This is a genomic window from Alicyclobacillus fastidiosus (assembly GCF_026651875.1).
Lineage (GTDB): Bacteria > Bacillota > Bacilli > Alicyclobacillales > Alicyclobacillaceae > Alicyclobacillus > Alicyclobacillus fastidiosus.
The window spans coordinates 5,056,321-5,073,856 of the sequence record NZ_CP104067.1 but is presented as its reverse complement, the minus strand read 5'-3'; the positions used below and the strand labels follow the sequence as shown (position 1 = coordinate 5,073,856).

General features: G+C 45.3%; 18 protein-coding genes and 1 pseudogene. 13 read left to right on the top strand and 6 right to left on the bottom strand.

Annotated elements, in window-relative coordinates; genetic code table 11:
* The first annotated feature begins 232 nt into the window (after window positions 1-232).
* Window positions 233-778: a helix-turn-helix domain-containing protein gene (locus tag NZD89_RS24755; RefSeq protein WP_268005331.1), complete on the top strand. Its 546-nt coding sequence runs from the start codon at window positions 233-235 to the stop codon at window positions 776-778.
* A gap of 310 nt (window positions 779-1,088) precedes the next feature.
* Here the strand turns inward: NZD89_RS24755 and NZD89_RS24750 are convergent, their stop codons facing one another.
* Entirely contained in the window at window positions 1,089-1,607 is a 519-nt protein-coding gene (locus tag NZD89_RS24750) for a hypothetical protein (protein WP_268005330.1), read from the bottom strand.
* Between the two features lie 499 nt (window positions 1,608-2,106).
* The gene (locus NZD89_RS24745; protein ID WP_268005329.1) at window positions 2,107-2,982 is read right to left on the bottom strand and encodes a DMT family transporter; all 876 of its coding nucleotides are present in this window, start codon (window positions 2,980-2,982) and stop codon (window positions 2,107-2,109) included.
* Between the two features lie 725 nt (window positions 2,983-3,707).
* Here NZD89_RS24745 and NZD89_RS24740 point away from each other — a divergent pair.
* From NZD89_RS24740 to NZD89_RS24730, 3 genes are all read left to right on the top strand, one after another.
* On the top strand, window positions 3,708-4,262 hold the full coding sequence (locus tag NZD89_RS24740; RefSeq protein WP_268005328.1) for a GNAT family N-acetyltransferase: 555 nt from the start codon (window positions 3,708-3,710) through the stop codon (window positions 4,260-4,262).
* 218 nt (window positions 4,263-4,480) lie between these two features.
* The gene (locus NZD89_RS24735) at window positions 4,481-5,074 is read left to right on the top strand and encodes a kinase (protein ID WP_268005327.1); all 594 of its coding nucleotides are present in this window, start codon (window positions 4,481-4,483) and stop codon (window positions 5,072-5,074) included.
* Between the two features lie 121 nt (window positions 5,075-5,195).
* Window positions 5,196-5,990: an apurinic/apyrimidinic endonuclease family protein gene (locus tag NZD89_RS24730; RefSeq protein WP_268005326.1), complete on the top strand. Its 795-nt coding sequence runs from the start codon at window positions 5,196-5,198 to the stop codon at window positions 5,988-5,990.
* Between the two features lie 396 nt (window positions 5,991-6,386).
* On the opposite strand, the gene NZD89_RS24725 is transcribed toward NZD89_RS24730, so the two are convergent.
* Complete coding sequence (locus NZD89_RS24725; protein ID WP_268005325.1) at window positions 6,387-6,932, bottom strand: TetR/AcrR family transcriptional regulator; 546 nt, start codon at window positions 6,930-6,932, stop codon at window positions 6,387-6,389.
* 234 nt (window positions 6,933-7,166) lie between these two features.
* Between NZD89_RS24725 and NZD89_RS24720 the strand changes: the two genes are divergently transcribed.
* From NZD89_RS24720 to NZD89_RS24695, 6 genes are all read left to right on the top strand, one after another.
* Window positions 7,167-7,565, top strand: coding sequence for a DUF2255 family protein (locus tag NZD89_RS24720; protein ID WP_268005324.1), 399 nt, complete (start codon window positions 7,167-7,169; stop codon window positions 7,563-7,565).
* A 36-nt stretch (window positions 7,566-7,601) separates the two neighbouring features.
* Window positions 7,602-8,582: an aldo/keto reductase gene (locus tag NZD89_RS24715; protein WP_268005323.1), complete on the top strand. Its 981-nt coding sequence runs from the start codon at window positions 7,602-7,604 to the stop codon at window positions 8,580-8,582.
* Window positions 8,583-8,641: 59 nt separating this feature from the next.
* Window positions 8,642-9,823, top strand: coding sequence for an MFS transporter (locus NZD89_RS24710; RefSeq protein WP_268005322.1), 1,182 nt, complete (start codon window positions 8,642-8,644; stop codon window positions 9,821-9,823).
* Between the two features lie 106 nt (window positions 9,824-9,929).
* On the top strand, window positions 9,930-10,475 hold the full coding sequence (locus NZD89_RS24705) for a carboxymuconolactone decarboxylase family protein (protein ID WP_268005321.1): 546 nt from the start codon (window positions 9,930-9,932) through the stop codon (window positions 10,473-10,475).
* On the top strand, window positions 10,472-10,672 hold the full coding sequence (locus tag NZD89_RS24700) for a carboxymuconolactone decarboxylase family protein (protein WP_268005320.1): 201 nt from the start codon (window positions 10,472-10,474) through the stop codon (window positions 10,670-10,672). Before NZD89_RS24705 ends, NZD89_RS24700 begins: the two co-directional genes overlap by 4 nt.
* 36 nt (window positions 10,673-10,708) lie before the next feature.
* Window positions 10,709-11,692 carry an aldo/keto reductase gene (locus tag NZD89_RS24695; RefSeq protein WP_268005319.1) on the top strand — a complete coding sequence of 328 codons (984 nt, stop codon included), beginning with the start codon at window positions 10,709-10,711 and terminating at the stop codon, window positions 11,690-11,692.
* A gap of 376 nt (window positions 11,693-12,068) precedes the next feature.
* Here the strand turns inward: NZD89_RS24695 and NZD89_RS24690 are convergent, their stop codons facing one another.
* Together NZD89_RS24690 and NZD89_RS24685 are read right to left on the bottom strand one after the other, a co-directional pair.
* Window positions 12,069-12,938: a proline iminopeptidase-family hydrolase gene (locus NZD89_RS24690; protein ID WP_268005318.1), complete on the bottom strand. Its 870-nt coding sequence runs from the start codon at window positions 12,936-12,938 to the stop codon at window positions 12,069-12,071.
* A 16-nt stretch (window positions 12,939-12,954) separates the two neighbouring features.
* A complete protein-coding gene (locus NZD89_RS24685; protein ID WP_268005317.1) occupies window positions 12,955-13,167 on the bottom strand; it encodes a pyrroline-5-carboxylate reductase family protein in 213 nt (70 codons plus the stop codon).
* Between the two features lie 183 nt (window positions 13,168-13,350).
* Between NZD89_RS24685 and NZD89_RS24680 the strand changes: the two are divergent.
* Together NZD89_RS24680 and NZD89_RS24675 are read left to right on the top strand one after the other, a co-directional pair.
* Window positions 13,351-13,757, top strand: a pseudogene (locus tag NZD89_RS24680) (cytidine deaminase).
* A 97-nt stretch (window positions 13,758-13,854) separates the two neighbouring features.
* Complete coding sequence (locus NZD89_RS24675; RefSeq protein ID WP_268005316.1) at window positions 13,855-14,829, top strand: ornithine cyclodeaminase family protein; 975 nt, start codon at window positions 13,855-13,857, stop codon at window positions 14,827-14,829.
* A gap of 201 nt (window positions 14,830-15,030) precedes the next feature.
* Here the strand turns inward: NZD89_RS24675 and NZD89_RS24670 are convergent, their stop codons facing one another.
* Window positions 15,031-15,963, bottom strand: coding sequence for an alpha/beta hydrolase family protein (locus NZD89_RS24670; RefSeq protein ID WP_268005314.1), 933 nt, complete (start codon window positions 15,961-15,963; stop codon window positions 15,031-15,033).
* A 238-nt stretch (window positions 15,964-16,201) separates the two neighbouring features.
* On the opposite strand from NZD89_RS24670, the gene NZD89_RS24665 reads away from it, so the two are divergent.
* Complete coding sequence (locus NZD89_RS24665) at window positions 16,202-17,329, top strand: IS110 family RNA-guided transposase (protein WP_268004619.1); 1,128 nt, start codon at window positions 16,202-16,204, stop codon at window positions 17,327-17,329.
* The last annotated feature ends 207 nt before the right edge of the window (window positions 17,330-17,536 follow it).

Sequence of the window (17,536 nt, the reverse complement as noted above, 5' to 3'; positions counted from 1 at the left end):
TCTCAAAAATTTCGCCCAAAATGAAAATATACTAAAGGGATGTGTAAATACTCGGGTATGAAATTGCACATCAACCTTGATTTAATAGTAATTCTTAAATTGCGATAAATCAACGTTTTAACACCGTAATTCGCTCTTCGTTAGAGTGCTTGATATCGCTATAAACATCCGATATGATAAAGTTGAATATTTCGCTGAAAGCGAAATAAATTGAGGTGTAGGGGGACAACAGATGAATTCAATCGGCGATGTCATTCGAAATACGCGAAAAAAACAAAAATTGACGCTTAAAGAGGTCTCAAGAGCGGCTTCTATTTCTTTGTCTTTTCTAAGCGAAATTGAACGCGACAAGGTGAATCCATCCCTAAGCGTTCTGAAACGTATAGCCAACGCTCTCAACGTGAATTTTACTGATCTATTCGGCGAGGAGAAGCGAAGTATTGTTGTGAGGAAAAACGAACGAGAACCTTTGGTCCATTCCGAGGGGTCTAGAATTACTTGGTATTCTTTTAGTCATGGAAGCAGCAACAAGATGGGACCGATATGGGGAGTTCTCGAAAAAGGCGCTACTTCAGGGAACGTCAGCGTAGGCCATCCGGAAGGGGAGGAGTTTCTCTTTATTCATTCTGGACGTTTGGAGTTTACCCTTGGAAATGAACGGTTCACACTCGAAGAAGGCGACAGCATTTACTACGATGCCAGAACACCGCATAGCTACAAGAATATTGCTGAGGGAGAGACGTTGCTGATTGCCGTTTCCTCTCCACCGTCCTTCTAAATTGACATTTCCAATCAAGGATGCCTTGTTCTTGAACTCGGGGGCGAATGTCTGAGAAGGACTCGGACTCCTCGATACATAAATATACAATATTGGTTCAGAACTGTTACTGCGTTAGCGGGAAGTAATGTGCAATATGACCACTTATTGTAATTAAAGAGATTAAGGATGTTAGGGGTTGCAGTATCTGAATGACCAATAGCCCCGTCTGAAAGAACCTTTCGTTACATCAAGACCGTTATGGAACGACAAAGACCCCTTATAAGAGGGGCCTTTTCAATGTCGCTTATCGACTGTATCTTAATGTTCTTTACGTGTTAGCAGTGTTCGAAGATGTCGGATCGGAGCCATCCGTATTGACACCGGATGGGGCTCCCGTCAAATTCAGGTCGCTCAAGTTATGAAGCTGTCGCACCTTTAAGTTGACCAATGTTTGAAGATCATATTTCGCGTCTTTTAGGTCTGTAACGTACTTTGCCCATTGATCTTTGATACGAGCTGCGTGAGTATTTTTCACGTCGGTCTCCAGGCGCGTGCGTACGGCTACGATCTCAGCGTGGGTAGTTTTAACCGCATTCCAAGTCGTTGGCTTATGTTTCTTCGCCATTGTTGCCTTTGATTGCTTGAACAACGCAGTCAGTTCCTGATTGTCTGTCTTGCGTGTTGCTTCAAGTGTTTTCAGACTATCTTTCAACTGCGTGATTTCCGTTTTGTAATGACTGTATGAATTGTTTGTACTCGTAGCAGCCCAGACCGTTGCCGGTGCGAAACCTGCAACTCCAACTACCATTGTTCCAGCAATAGATACTACTTTTGTTTTCCAATTCATGTGTACAACCTCCTTGGATTGATTTCATAAAAAAACCATTTTAATTTCAAAGCCACATCAAGAGGTCTGACCTTCGCTTTGAGTGTGGTGCCAAAATACTGTACGAGTGATCAGTCATGCGGAAGAGGCATTTATATAACCCATATACTCCCCCTCGTATGAACCCCATAGTAGAGTGTCTCGAGGGAATTGTATAAACTCAATGTGTCACGAATATGTCAAAGTACTCCCTTAAGAATGGAATTCGCTTGCGCTTATGAGGGCATATCTGTAGGAATTTGGACTGTGTAACGTTTGAATAAACATTCGTCGGTGATAATCTGCTCTTGTGTAGCTTTTGGGTAGTTCAACAAGGTTGTGTAACATCTATAATTGGATACGTTGCCTACATTCCGGAGAGGGCGCACGTGGATCATTACCGGCGAGCAAAACAATCCCCTTTAAGAACTATAGTGGACTTTCGCCACAGTTACTTAAAGGGGACCGTATCAATCTCTGTTCAGGATTTTCTTTGCTGAAGGGAAATTCTCACTTCACTGATAAAGGTTGACCCCAGCAACAGGACAGCACCTATAATTTGAAATGCAGCCATCCTTTCGCGGAAAACAAAGGCTGAAATCAATAACGAAGTTAGGGGGTCTATATAACTTAATACAGCAATACTTTGACCTTTTAATCCTTTCATTCCAGAAAAGAATAGGTAAAAGCCGACTCCTGTATGCAGTACCCCTAACACTACAATGAGGACAACAGAATACACAGATATCCGAAATAACTGTAACCCTGTTGTTAGTAAAACGTAAGGTATAAGCAATGCCGCCGATAATAAAAGTTGTAAGAGTGTGTTTTCTAGTCCATTCAAGTCTCGGATAAATTTGTTGCTCAAGGTCAAGGTTGCATAAAAAGCTGCCGCAACAAGCCCATAGAAGATACCGAGCAGATGATGGCTGGATCCGTCATTTCCACCGCTCAGTACAATACAGATCAATCCTAGAAGTCCTGTACAAACACATACAACTTTTTTAAGCGAAAGCCGTTCTTTCAGCACAACAGGCGACATCACGATTACCAATACGGGAGCAAAATAGTAACTTAAAGCCGCGTTCGCAATCGTGGTTTCCTTATAGGACTGAAAGAGAAATATCCAATTCCCACTGAGGGCGATACTCGATACCAACAATGCAGATGTATTTTTCTTAATGTTTCCCCTCGAAATTGGGTGCTTGGAACAGATGAAAATGGTTAGCAGAAAAAAACTGCCAATCAAACTCATGAATAGAGCAATTTCACTTGAATCTAGATCGATAAACTTAGCAAAAACCCCAATTGCACCGAAGATAATCATCGACAAGATGAAATATATTCTATCTCTCACTCACAGTTCCCACTTTCTACCGGTATGATGTTGCGGACATGGAATGCCAGCTACAACATGCACACAGTAGAATCTACGGGAAGTATTACCAACATTCATGGAAACACCTTGACAGTAGATCCTACTGTTAAGGCTTTACTGGCGGGGCAATAAAGTTAAACATGATATTTGTCCTCCGTTCCACGTACATTCTTGGATTCAAAAATTACACCTCATGAATCCATCGAATTTATTATATAACATGGTTACGAAAAAATTCGAATAATGGAACGCGCTCCATCTTGCATTAACAGGGGGAAGAATTGAACAAATCCTGCCCGCTCGGTCTTGCATCAAAATGCATTTTCTTATGGGACTCGTTGTGTAGCTTAAGGGCAGATTAATCCAATAGCACATCTATCTAAATATTCCGTTGTCATGGTATGATACATTTGGAGATGTTTTGGAAGGGGACTTTAATTTATGCCAGTATCCATGTAATGGTTGGAACTAAATAGTGCGTAATTCCTGTTTTTTTGATGTTCAAATAAACAACGGGATTAGTATGCCTATTTTTAACCATTACAAAGGAACGCTGGGTGGATTATAAATGCATTTCACCATGCGGCTAACCTTTGAGGTTACGCCGCTTTTTTGAGATTAGAGAGGTTAAATACACATCTCGACTCCTTGTGTTTTGGTTAGAAAAGGCGCTAATCTCCGTTATCATGGAGGGCTACATGTTTATGTCGTATCAAACACAGTTACCGAATTTGTGGGAAACAGAGAGATTGAGCATAGCTATTTCGACTGTTGAAGAAGTTCCAGTGCTACAGGCGATCCATGATGCATGTTCGTATTTGTCAAAATGGGACGGATCGTATATTTATGGAGACCCTGATTATTTGAATACGCTTGTCACCAATCCCCCTCTTCCTCCTCAAGGAGGGGAGAGAGAACGCTTTAAAATACTGACCATTCGAGAGCGTGGAACATCGACAATCATAGGATTTTTCGCGGTGTACGAGGGAGAACCACCCCCTGATTCTTTGTATATCTTTACGTTCTTCGTTCATCCCGATTATCAAGGGAAGGGGTATGGTAGGGAAACTATGGGGTCATTCTTGAATTTTGCAAGAGAAACGACGTTCAACAAGTTGACCCTGTGCACGGCCCTTAAAAATTTTCCTGCTGTACGTTTTTGGACAGGTCTCGGTGTCAACAAGATTATTAAAGTGCATGGAGATAAAGTCTGTAGTGAGAACACACATGCACAGATAGACCTCCAAATGGAACTGTAATTTGCTACGACAGCACGGAGTTCTCCAAAAGGAACTCCGTGCTGGCATTATAATGAGGGTTTGTTGAAAGTTAAAGGGTGCATTACCTGAAGATTTACTCGTTCGATGGATTGCATGATTATACGAACCAGATTATTAACACTTCTGGCGCTCTCGGGCAGGAGTACGCAATAGCGATTCTATCGGAATAAATGAGTTGTTACATATGGGGTGAAACTGTGGCTGACAATGTTGACACGTTAATAAGAGCCATTCTGAATCGGTACCATGATGACCGCCTCATTATTGGTGTCGATGGGTTGAGTCGAGCTGGTAAAACCACGGTTGTAGATGAAATACAGCAGAGGATTATCGAGAAGAAGAAAAACGTTTGCGTTTTCCATATTGACGATCATATTGTGGAACGCAAGAAGCGATACGACACGGGATTTGACCAGTGGCATGAGTATTACAATTTGCAATGGGATGTCGGGTATTTACGGCAGGAGTTTTTTGAAAAGCTACGAGATGCTCCAGAAATAAATCTCCCGTTTTACGACTCTGAACGTGACGAAGCGGTCAGCAAAACGGTTGTAATACCAGGCGGTTGCATCGTGATTATCGAAGGTGTATTCCTTCAACGCGAAGAGTGGCGGCAGTTCTTTGATTTCGTTGTGTATCTGGATTGTCCAAGAGAAACACGTTTTAAACGTGAATCAGCAAGCACCAGGGAACAAATTGAGAAGTTTAAAACAAGGTATTGGAAAGCGGAAGACCACTATTTAGAGATAGTACGTCCTCTGTCCAATGCAGACATGATTATTAGTTCTTGATACATTTGAGCGAGACCCGAACATGGCACGGTCGAGCCTTAATTGAATGAATATTCATTACGGAAAAACCGTTACTTGTTGAACAACTGGGCAGTTAAATTCAACAGTGGAGGTGTCACAAATGCAGCGCATTAACCTTAAATGTTCTTTAGCTCCCGAGCAAATTGAAGACCGTTTGAAGTACCGCCCACACGTTGTCGAACTTCAACTATTTGAGAAAGATATCTATGAACCTCAGCGCATTGGCGAGGCGATTCAGAAACTCAGGGACAATGGTGTTAAGGTGTTCCTGCATCACCCGATGAAGGTTAGTGGCAAGTTCTTGGACATTCTGAGTTGTGATCCTGAGGTTTACGATTTTTATCGCTCTTCTTGTGATTTATTGGATCAAATTTGCAATTCGGAGGATCTATTTTGCGTGGTACATCCACACTACGAGAAGTGCGAGAGTGGTATGGCGGATTCTTCTGATACTGTCCGGATTCTTGAGAGGTCGCATGCTTTGAAGGAGGCTATTCAGGAAGTTCGCTCAACCACACATGACCGATTTTTATGGGAAAATGCACCAAAAGGTATCTTTTCCAGTGTAAATCGATACTGGATAAGTCACATTATAAGACCAGCACAACTACCTGTTTGTTACGACATCAGTCACTCGTTCATGTCCTGCCGTGGTGACAACCTGAAATTGGAACAGGATCTCAGTGAGGCGTTTCCCTTTACCCATTACTACCATGTGGTGGACAGTGCAGGAACCGAAGTCCATGATGCGATGTGTCTGGGGGCAGGTGGGATAGATTGGTCTAAATTGAAACCGTACATCCTGCAACGAGACTTTATATTCGAGATTGATTTACCTGACTACAACGACTGCACCCCCATGGTTCAAAGCTCCGCTTTTTTTGAAGCAATCTAATGAATCCTTATTGCGCTATTGGGTGCGAGAACTGAACAACACAGCCCTGTATAGATTGCATGAGTATGCAAGTCGACTGCTTTGGGCTTATTGCACATCAGGGCAGTAATGCGCGATAGCAACACTTCTAGACACTTGAATAGAGCATCGAGTCTTAAATAATTGAGAGAGTTTAGCGACAGAGGGTTCCAATCTGATCGCTGTTGTCATTGGTGACCTAACACAATACAACATAAGGCCTAAGGTGTTGTATACTCATAATTTTCACGAGTGCCAGAAAGGCTGATGGTTCTTTTCATTTTAAATCCCAGAAACGCAGGGAGAGCCCTGCGTTTCTGGGATTATAATAAGGTCGTTCTTTGTACATGCGTGCCACAGAGACCCAGTTAGTGCTAATTACAGGTTCCGATCTAACAGCATCCCCGTTTGTTCTGCCATGACACGAGGTGGAAGAGGCATTCCATTCTTGAACCACCATTCAACTGCCCCCACAACAGCAGCCCCAAAGAATTGAAGAAGCATTTCTTCATTTAATCCTTGATTTATTCCTTCGGATACATCGAATTCGACTCGATACTCCTGGACAACTAGATCGAGGAACCGACTACGAAAATAAGCAGCACTTTTCGTGGTTAACATAGTTGAAAAGAATAGATAATTACTCGCAAAGTATTCGAACCAAACATAGTTTCCTTCTTTAAAGGTCATCTCAGATGCAGATTGGCAAAGCTCTCGGAGCTTGCTGATATGTTCTTCGACAATCCTATCAAGCAAGTCAAACTTATCGGTGTAATGGAGATAAATCGTTCCACGATTAACATTTGCCCGATCGGCAATATCTTGAATTGTAATGTCATCAAAGCTTTTTTCAGCCATCAATTCAAGAACGGATTTTTTTATCGCTTCTTGTGATTTAAGTATTCTTCTATCCACTTTTGCCATTGTGAAAGTCACCAAACTTTCTTGGATAATCAACAAATTTTGATGATTTGTTTAATAATCCACACATCGCGTTAATTTGACTATTGCAGCCATCCTGTTTCTGCTTAGGATTATAAATGGATGTTGATTAATCAATCAACGTTGATTTAGTTGCGGACGCTAATGAGGGAGAAAACATCGGAAGCTCAGCAATCAGCACAATCCATACTGCGTACGTTTCTAGGAGGGTTCATGATGGACACATGGTCGAAAGACGAACTGAGCAAAATCGCCGAATCCGATGACTTGCACATCTCTCCGTTTCGCGAGGACGGGGTAACCTATGGCACCCCGACTTGGATTTGGTCGGTCGTGGTCGGCGAAGATCTTTACGTTCGTGCGTACTACGGTCAAGACTCTCGTTGGTACCAAGCGGCGGTACGGCAGAAGGCGGGGCGGATCACTGTCGCTGGTATGACAAGGGAAGTCGCTTTCGTGCCGGTCGACGGTCCAATCAACGACCTCATCGACAACGCGTACCGGGCGAAGTACAGTAGTAGCCCATATCTCAGCTCAATGATCAGCACCCGCTCCCGCTCTGCAACAGTCAAGGTCATGCCGTGCGAACCAACACTCGATAGAGCATCTGTTTAGTAATCAACAAAAGTCGAGGACAGGGAGGACAACTCAATGGACTATGTGAAACTTGGGAATACCGGCATGGATGTATCTCGGATTTGTCTCGGTTGTATGAGCTTTGGTGTAGCAGGGCAGTGGCATGCTCCGTGGGTACTGGATGAGGAGCGCGCTCGTCCGATTATTAAAAAGGCTCTTGAGCTCGGTATCAATTTTTTCGATACAGCGAATGTATATTCGAGGGGAACAAGCGAGGAAATTATTGGGCGAATTTTAAAAGATTATGCCAGTCGTGATGAAATCGTTATTGCCACGAAGGTACATGGACAAATGCATGAAGGTCCAAATGGTGCCGGGCTTTCACGAAAGGCAATCATGAGTGAAATTGATAAAAGCCTTAAGAGATTGGGAACAGATTACGTAGACCTTTATCAAATCCATCGCTGGGATTATGGCACTCCGATTGAAGAAACGATGGAAGCGTTGCATGATATTGTAAAGGTGGGGAAGGCAAGATACATTGGTGCTTCCGCCATGTACGCATGGCAGTTTCAGAAGGCGTTGCATGTGGCTGAGAAGCATGGATGGACCCGGTTTGTATCGATGCAGAATCATTACAATCTCATGTACCGTGAAGAGGAGCGGGAGATGCTGCCGCTTTGTAAGGAAGAAAAAATCGGTGTAATTCCATATAGCCCGCTTGCATCAGGAAGATTGATACGTGATTGGTCGGAAACAACCCATCGTTCGGAAACCGATCAAATTCAAAAATCTAAATACGATGCGACTGCCGATACTGATCGATTCGTCATAGAGCGCGTTGCAACAATCGCTGAGAAACGTGGCGTTCCCCGTATTTATATCGCCCTTGCCTGGTTGCTGCAGAAAGAACCAGTAACAGCCCCTATTATCGGTGCTACAAAAATTTCTCATCTGGAAGATGCCGTAGGTGCTATTTCCATCAAGTTATCCGCCGAAGAAATTGTCTATTTGGAAGAGACCTATGTACCGCATCACATCGTTGGTCACAAATAATTGTTATAAGGAGCAGTGTTAACGCACTGCTCCTGATGACACCCGAGGAGTAGTGAAGTGTGGAACGTCTATGGACGAAGCCGTTTATTCTCACGACCTTAGGAACGCTGTTCCTATACACCGGATTTTATGCGCTGTATCCAACCCTGCCACTGTTTATCAAACATATTGGCGGTAACGAAGCGCAGGTCGGTCTATCGATGGGTGTATTTATGCTGTCTTCCGTTATTTTTCGCCCGATGGTAGGCGGGCTTATGGAGCGGTTCGGCAGGCGTCCATTTATCGCCTTAGGGCTGATTCTGTTCATCCTAACAATGTATCTGTATAACTGGATTGGTGGAATCGTCGCCTTGATGGGGCTCAGAGTATTGCACGGGATGAGCTGGGCGGTTTCCACCACCGCCAATAGCACGGCAGTTGCTGATATGGTCCCCTCCAGCCGTCGCGGAGAAGGCATGGGGTGGTTTGGCATATCCATGACTCTGGCTATGGCAATCGGACCGATTTTCGGACTCTGGGTTATACAGAACCAATCATACCATGCTCTATTTCTTTTCGGCGTCGGTCTTTCCGTCGTAGCGCTGCTCTTGATGCTTGGCGCAAAAATGCCTTTCCAGCCGCAATCGGATACTAGGAAAATTGAGTTGTTTGAAAAATCAGTCCTGTGGGTCGCAGCTTCGAACTTTTTTCTGTTTATCGCTTATGGCAGTATTACCACTTTTGTTCCGTTGTTCACTAACTCGATCAAGGTGAATTCTGGCGCGTTCTTTCTTGTCTATGCCGCAACGCTTGCACTGAGCCGTCCTATCGCGGGGAAACTGTCGGACCGGTACGGCGAGACGCTTGTCATTGTACCGGCACTCGCGATCACGATGTTGGCATTGATCGTATTGAGCTTCTCGACCGGATTGTTCAGTTTGCTCGCTTCGGCGGTCCTGTATGGTATTGGTTTCGGTTCCGCACAGCCGTCTCTACAAGCCGTAACGATACATCTTGCCCGTCCGGACCGTATAGGGGTTGCCAATGCGTCTTTATCGACTGCTACCGATCTGGGCATTGGGTTAGGTGCAATCATGCTGGGCTGGGTTTCCCAGTACACGAGCTACAAGGTATTGTTTCTCGTCAGTGCCGTGTCGGTCGCGTTTTCCTTGGCGCTGTTCACTTTCTTTGTGAAACGTTTGTTGAAAGGTAAAGGGCTTCGCCCTCTGAACTCCGGTTCTCTTCCTTCCGAAACGAGTTGATTCTGTTTCACTATGAGATTCGGCCCATTGGAAAATTTGCAACAGGAAGGGGAGAGTGGATTTTCGTCAACGGTCTCATTTAGTCGCAGTCAAACAGGGGGTATTTTTGAATCGAGTTAAAAAGAGCAAGGAAAAGTACAAACAGCTGTTCGGCGATGGCGTACCTGCCGAATATGTCACCGATCCTGATTTTCAGGATATCCTGATCCACTTCATTTTTGGTGAAGTTTTCCACCAAGGTAACCTGGGGGACAAAGAGCGAGAGCTTATCACTCTGGTAGTGCTTGTCACTAATCAGACATTACCCCAACTTAAGGCACATGTTCACGCCGCATTGAATGTTGGGCTGACGTCGGTCGAAATCAGAGAGGCAGTTTACCAGTGCGCGCCATACATTGGATTCCCAAAAACGCTTAATGCCATTCCAGAGGTAAATGAGGTTTTCAAAGCCAGGAATATTACGTTGCCAGTTGAAAGCCAAAAGCGGGTTGAGATAATCGGTTTGACAAGGGGCTTTCGGTGCAGGTCGAGATTTTCGGGGGTGTCATCGCGAAAAATCGGGAGCACGCTCCAGCCAATCAAAAGCACATCCAAGACTATTTTTCGACTTTCTGCTTTGGCGATTTCTACACCCGTAGCGGTCTTGATTTGAAAATGCGGGAGCTTTTGACACTCTGCATCGTAAGCAGCCTCGGCGGTTGCGAAAACCAAGTAAAGGCACATGTCCAAGGCAACCTCAATGTAGGGAATAGCACGGAAACCATGATCACCGCTATCACGCACTGTCTTCCGTATATGGGTTTATATGGGTTTCCCGAGAACACTAAACGCGTTAAGTTGTGTCAATGAAGTAATTCCGGAAAACGAAGAGCAGGAGGGTTTATGGTGAAATACAGCACAGTAGGTAAAACAGGGGTTCAGGTATCATCTTTATGTTTTGGCACGATGTCCTTTGGCGGTAACGCCGATGAAGAAATATCAAAAGACATGTTTAAGCGATGCCGTGAAGCTGGTATCAACTTCTTTGATACTGCCAATGTGTATAGCGCCGGTCGCTCGGAAGAAATCCTCGGGGAGTGCATTGCCGATTGTCGAGATGAAATTGTACTCACGACGAAAGTCTTTTTCCCAACTGGAACAGACGTGAATGCGAAAGGACTCTCCCGCCGCCATATCATGCTTGAAGTCGAGAAGAGTTTGCGACGCCTAAAGACGGATCGTATTGATTTTTACTTTGTGCATATGTTTGACGAAAACACGTCGATGGAAGAAACGCTTCGAGCACTGGATGATTTGCAAGCACAAGGGAAGATTCTCTATCCGGCAGTGAGTAATTGGGCGGCGTGGCAAATTGCCAAGGCACACGGGATTTCTGCCAAAGAAGAACTGGCTCGTTTCGAACTGATACAACCGATGTACAACTTGGTGAAACGTCAAGCTGAGGTCGAAATTTTACCTCTTGCGGTCTCCGAACAAATCGGCGTGGTTCCATATAGTCCTTTAGGAGGCGGGCTCCTTACAGGAAAGTATGGTGTGAATAAGCGCCCCGTGCATGGACGGTTGGTTGACGACGCGAGATACACCGCTCGGTACGGTGACGATATGAATTTTGTTGTGGCTGATCGGTTTACTGAATATGCGGAAAAACACGGCATGAATCCGGCGACCCTTGCTGTCGCTTGGGTGATGTCCCATCCGGCAATCACGGCACCAATTATCGGTTCAAGAAATGTGGAGCAGCTTGAGAATTCGCTGGCTGCCATCGATGTGGACATGACTCCTGAATGGCGTGATGAAATCTCGGCACTCTCTGTTACTCCAGCGCCTGCTACGGACCGGGGTGAAACGCTGTTGCCGAATTGGACATGACCCACATATGGTTTGTACGGCGGACACCAAAACGGTGTCCGCTTGTCTGTTGGAGAGTTGGAGTACTTATAATGCGAGACATGCTATTTTTCGGGGAATCTATTTCAAACTCTACTTGCGCATACGGGTGCGTTAATCCCACAAGCTTGTGCATTCATTTGTGCATGGATATACACAACCTCGCACCGATGTCTTGTATCGCTAGCGGGCAGGTATGCGCAATAAGCCCGCTACTTGTAAGCTGAGGAGACTAAGGATTTTAGGTTGATTCGATTGTCGAACTGGTGTTTCATTCGTTACATAAAAGAGGTTATGGGACCACAAAGGACACTTCTCATCTGAAGTGTCCTTTTGTTACACCGCCCCGCCGAGCAACCTACTCGTGCTTGCGCAAAAAAGCTTCCACCGTCCGGAAGTACGCTTCTGGTTCCTCCACGATTGGTGAGTGGGAGCTGTTTGGATAGACGTGAAACTCAGAGCCTGCTATGAGGCTGTGATAATACTCAGTTGAAGCGGGTGACGCTTCGTCGTAAAAGCCACAGGTAAACAGAGATGGAACAGTGATCTCATGCAGCCTGTCAGTCTGGTCATAGTCGCGCAACGTTCCGGTTGCATGGAACTCGGAGGGGCCCCACATGTAGTTGTAGACAGCTTCACCAAATGCAGCTTTGCGGCGTGCCTTTTCTTCTTCTGATCGCTCGACGCGGCAGAGGTACTTCTGCATATAGACTTTTTCCGCATTTTGATAAGCTTCCGAATCTGTCGTTCCGTTTGCCTCACACTCACTCAGAACAACCTGAACATCTTCTGGCAGTTCCTTTCGATACCGATCCGCATCTTCAATCCAACGGGTTACACTGAGGCAAGGACTGGAGAAGATCGCACTGGCGACACCTTCTGGTTGCGTCAAAAGATAGTCTGCGAGCAGCATCGTTCCCCAGGAGTGGCCGAGAATGTGGACTTTCTTAAGTCCTAATGCGTCGCGGAGCGCGGCTAGTTCACGAACGAACCGTTCAATCGTCCAAAGCGAGGCATCATCAGGACGATCCGATTGGCCGCAACCCAATTGATCATACATAATCACAGGGCGTTTCGAACCAAGTGCCTCTGCAAGTGGTTCCATACCCAGATGTGAACTACCCGGGCCACCATGGAGGGTGATCAGTGGAATTGCATCGCGGTTGTCGCCAACAATCTGATACCAGATGCGGCCACCTTCGACATTGATAAATCCTTCGTTGCTCAAACTTTCTCACTCCCTGTCAATTCTGTCCATAGTTTAGCATTAATTCATCGGCACGTTGATTGGTAGCATCGATGGCTTGTTTAAGAACCGTACCGAAATCAGCTTTATCCAACACAGATAGACCAGCTGCTGTGGCACCACCAGGTGATGTGACTTCATCCTCAAGCTGGCGCGACTCCTCTTCGTTCAAGAGCATGCACGCACTGCCATACAGCATTTGCGCAACCATGGCCCACCCGCAAAGGAGGGCAGTGTATGATTATATACATCTCGACAAGCCCCTCGTTGCTTAACGGGGGCAAATGTCCCAGAAGCGATTCGTTAAGGTAATGCATGAACATACAATCAGCAAAACCGGTCCTAATGGGACTCTCGGGCAGGAAAACTCAAGATGAAATCAGGAGGAATGGTCATGAATATAGAACAAAAATTGTACGATTCAGCGGTTGAATTAATTCAACAAAGATACCCTATCGGTTGGGGCGGTGCTGCAGCTATGTATACAAAGAGTGGACGTATTTTAACCAGTGTCGCACCCGAAGTGCTCGTTGATGCGACCAATGTATGTATTGAGACTGGAGCAATCCTGGAGGCCCATAAATTCAATGATCCAGTGACTCACTCCATTTGTGTGGTTCGTGACGATGAGAATTCCAACTTCAAGATTTTAACTCCATGCGGCATTTGCCAAGAGAGGTTGATCTACTGGGGGAAGATGTGAAGGCGGCGGTGTACACCGAAAATGGTGAATTGGATTACAAGACGCTAAAGGAAATTCAACCATATCATTGGGCAAAGGCATATGCAGGTGAGACTTAATTGAACTCATCGGGCAGAAGTGTGCAATAGCAAGCATATTAAATAATTTGGTACAATTTGATAACAGGGGTTGTGGTGTCGGGGAGAAGTGATAGTAATGCTATGGCTCAACGAAAAGGACATTTCGAAATGCGTAAACGAGAAGAGTCTAATTGGCTCAATAAAGTGTGGTTTTCAATCACTTGATGCTGATCGTACAGAACCCAAACGTATTAAAGCAGACTTAACATCGATACATGATGCTCCAAAAGATGCCCAAGCAATGATTTTGGTGCCAGGAACAGTGCCAGGAATTCCTGCTTATACAGTTAAAGTACATGCAAAATATCCGAACAACCCGTCCAATGGTCTTCCAGCAATCCAAGGCGTAATACAGCTTTTTAATTCAATGACAGGCGAATTACTCGCCATCCTTGATTCTCCGTTGGTTACGGGTCACAGAACTGCAGCTGCAGGAGCCGTTGCTGCGGATGCCTTAGCAAAGGAGAACGCTTCGACAGTTGCGATAATTGGGGCTGGATTTCAAGGCGAGATACAATTTAGGTATTTAAAGCATGTACGGCAGATCAATGTAGTCCATGTATACGACTTAAGGGAATCAGTAGCAACTGAATATGCCAAGCGCAGAAGGAAAGAGGGCATCACATGCAATGTTGTCTCGTCCGTAGAAGAAGCAGTCAAAGCCGCTGACATCGTCGTGTGTGCAACATGGGCGAAAGAACCATTTTTATTGTCACGCATGATTAAACCAGGAACACATATTACGACTTTAGGCCCCGATACGGCTGGAAAAGTTGAAGTAGCTGAAGAGGTAATTCTGAACAGTACGTTTGTTTGTGACAATCAACAGATGGCGTTTACGATGGGAGCACTCAACACCTTTAATGTGGATGTTGGGTTTCAATCTGTGCCCACTTTAACTGATGTCTTAAACGGTAAATCAAATGGACGACTTACCAGCGAAGAGATTACTGTTTTTGGTTCAGTCGGATTGCCTTTTCAAGATCTGGTTGCCTCTTGGAACATCTACAATACTGCAATCTCACTCGGAATAGGTCAGCGGTTAATTTGATTTAGTGTATTGGGCTGTGTCGCTAACGAAGACGAATGTCTGAGAAGGATTCGAAATCGCCAGTTAAAAATGCAGTGTTGGTTCGGAACTGTTACTGCGTTAGCGGGTAGGAATGTGCAATAAGTTTCACTTAACTCGAAAACGACACTCCTAAAAGGACTGCCGTTTTATACTTAAATCGAATTGTAGAATTTTATGTACTTACATTCCAGTTTCTACGTACCACTGATTAATATCATTTTGTCCTGCCTTGTCATGAACTCCATGACCAGCACCAGGAACCAAGATTAGGTGGGTATTTTTATTTGTATGCTTTAGCTCATTGTAAAAGAACTGAACTGATTGCCAAGGAACTGTAGGGTCTGCTGTACCTTGTAGTAGAAGAGTTGGTGCGTGAATTTTTGTATAGTCAATTGATACGGCCTGATATTTTGGTGAAGATGGCTTAAAAGGACCGTATACTGTAGTCATATCGTTGTACCATTTAGATGCTGCGGGATTCTTCAAGTTGTTCTTTGCCCATTCTCCCATACTATCCCAGCCGACAAATGGACTAACTGCTAGGACAGAATGAATATCGGTTCTCTCTGAGGCAAGTTTTAATACAACGGCACCACCCATCGATGTGCCCAAAAGGTCAATATGGTCTGGCTTCACGTGATAGTGACTTTCAACAGCCTTTATTGCATTGTTCGTATCAAGCGTTTCCCCGTCAAGACCTGGCACAGTGCCGTCACTATCATCGTAACCTCTGTACTCTGGAACTACTTGAATAAATGTGCTTGAAGCGCCTTCCAAAGTGTCTTGATTTGCAGGGCTTGGTACATGTGTTTCTTGCATAGCAAAACTAAAACCACCGTGGCAGTTGACCAATAGTGGGTAACTGCCTGATTTGATCGGAACCGACATGTACGCTACTGTCCGTGTATTGTCACTCCAATACATCATCTTAAAGGTTTTTACATTAGGACTCGTATCGGGAACTTTAATTGGCGTGATTGAAATAACTGTACCGTTCACATGGCCGTTTGTTGGTTTTGTGTCAGCAACTTTTGATGAATTAACCGCACATCCTGTTACCAGTGAAATGACACATAGAGATGTTGTGATATTACCAATTAGCTTTCTGGTCATGCTGTCACCGTCCCTATGGTAGCCATTATACTATGATTTCCAGAAGTTAATTATAATCTTAACTGTGGCTGTTATTTATGGTTGTGAAAGAATGTTGAAAAGTGTGGAAACGTAACAGTTTTCTCGGGACCCTTATTGCGCTAGTCATAATGAACGACACCGGCTCCGTTTCGCACATCGTGGTTTACACTGAAGTTAGGAGACCAGTGCAGAGCCACATACGAAGGGAGCCGATACTATGAAGACTATCACAAAGTTTGTAGGTTTGGATGTGTCTAAGGAAGGCATCGCAGTTGCGGTAGCAGACGAGGGCCGTGGTGAACCGAGATATATCGGAATGTTCCCTCATACGGTGGAAGCTGTAAGGAGCCTGGTACATAGATTGGCTTCAGATGGCGTCGAACTGGAGTTTTGTTACGAAGCAGGTCCGACAGGCTATGGACTGTATCGACTACTGCGCGCAATGGACATGCCGTGTACCGTTGTCGCACCATCCCTCATTCCAGTTCGCCAAGGAGACCGAGTGAAGACAGACAAGCGAGATGCGTTGAGATTGGCACAGTTGTTCCGTGCTGGTGAATTGGTTGCAGTCTTTGTCCCGAATGAGGAAAACGAGTCATTACGGGATTTAGTGCGGGCACGGGAAGATGCGGTGGAAGACCGTACACGGGCAAGGCATCGGCTATCCAAGTTCCTACTGAGACACAATCGGCGTCCTGAAACTAAACTTAGTGCTTGGGGAGCTATGCATCGTCGGTGGTTGGACGGTCTCAAATGGGCGGATCGCCGAGAACAAGTGGTGTACCAGGAGTATTTGCATCACTTAGACGAGATTGAGGGACGTCTCAAACGTCTTGAGGCAGCTATACACTTGGAGGCAACGGAAAGCGAGAGAGCTCCAGTGATTCAGGCTTTGCAAACACTGAAGGGTGTTGCAGAGGTCATCGCAACCTCTTTGGTCGCTGAGGTTGGGGAGTTTCGTCGTTTCCGGAATCCAAAGCAGTTAATGGCATATGCCGGACTGGTACCATCCGAGTATTCGAGTGGTGTATCTCGAAAGCAAGGTAGAATCACGAAGTCTGGGAATGCACATCTCAGACGGGTTCTTGGTGAGGCTGCCTGGTGTTACCGATATAAACCCGCCATTAAAGGAAAGATTCGTAAGCGGCAAGAAGGTCAGAGTCCCAAGATCCAGGACATTGCTTGGCGAGCACAGGACAGGCTCCATCGAAAGTATATGAAGATGGTATCTAGAGGTAAGCATCACAATGTAGCCGTCACTTCAGTAGCAAGAGAATTGTTGGGATTTATATGGGCCATCGCATGTGAGGCAGAGCGACAGATGGAGACATCGACTGCAGTATAAGTTTTGGAAAAGAACTGTAGTAAAGAATAATTGTAATTAGGGTTGAAGGTCGGGACTGAAGGCACAGGAATCCGGTACGGGGAAACCTCGTCCCCCGATTGTGCAAGGTCCAGAACCTGACGCACGAAGCTAGTCCGAGGCAGCCCCATGACGGAGGTACGAAATGTGGTAACCAACCCACGGATATCAGTGTGCCAACCGTCGACG

Coding starts and splice junctions, on each gene's coding strand:
- NZD89_RS24685 (WP_268005317.1), bottom strand. CDS start 13,167: ATGGTTGCGCAAATGCTGTATGGCAGTGCGTGCATGCTCTTGAACGAA.
- NZD89_RS24740 (WP_268005328.1), top strand. CDS start 3,708: ATGTCGTATCAAACACAGTTACCGAATTTGTGGGAAACAGAGAGATTG.
- NZD89_RS24730 (WP_268005326.1), top strand. CDS start 5,196: ATGCAGCGCATTAACCTTAAATGTTCTTTAGCTCCCGAGCAAATTGAA.
- NZD89_RS24715 (WP_268005323.1), top strand. CDS start 7,602: ATGGACTATGTGAAACTTGGGAATACCGGCATGGATGTATCTCGGATT.
- NZD89_RS24670 (WP_268005314.1), bottom strand. CDS start 15,963: ATGACCAGAAAGCTAATTGGTAATATCACAACATCTCTATGTGTCATT.
- NZD89_RS24725 (WP_268005325.1), bottom strand. CDS start 6,932: ATGGCAAAAGTGGATAGAAGAATACTTAAATCACAAGAAGCGATAAAA.
- NZD89_RS24665 (WP_268004619.1), top strand. CDS start 16,202: ATGAAGACTATCACAAAGTTTGTAGGTTTGGATGTGTCTAAGGAAGGC.
- NZD89_RS24750 (WP_268005330.1), bottom strand. CDS start 1,607: ATGAATTGGAAAACAAAAGTAGTATCTATTGCTGGAACAATGGTAGTT.
- NZD89_RS24675 (WP_268005316.1), top strand. CDS start 13,855: ATGCTATGGCTCAACGAAAAGGACATTTCGAAATGCGTAAACGAGAAG.
- NZD89_RS24755 (WP_268005331.1), top strand. CDS start 233: ATGAATTCAATCGGCGATGTCATTCGAAATACGCGAAAAAAACAAAAA.
- NZD89_RS24720 (WP_268005324.1), top strand. CDS start 7,167: ATGGACACATGGTCGAAAGACGAACTGAGCAAAATCGCCGAATCCGAT.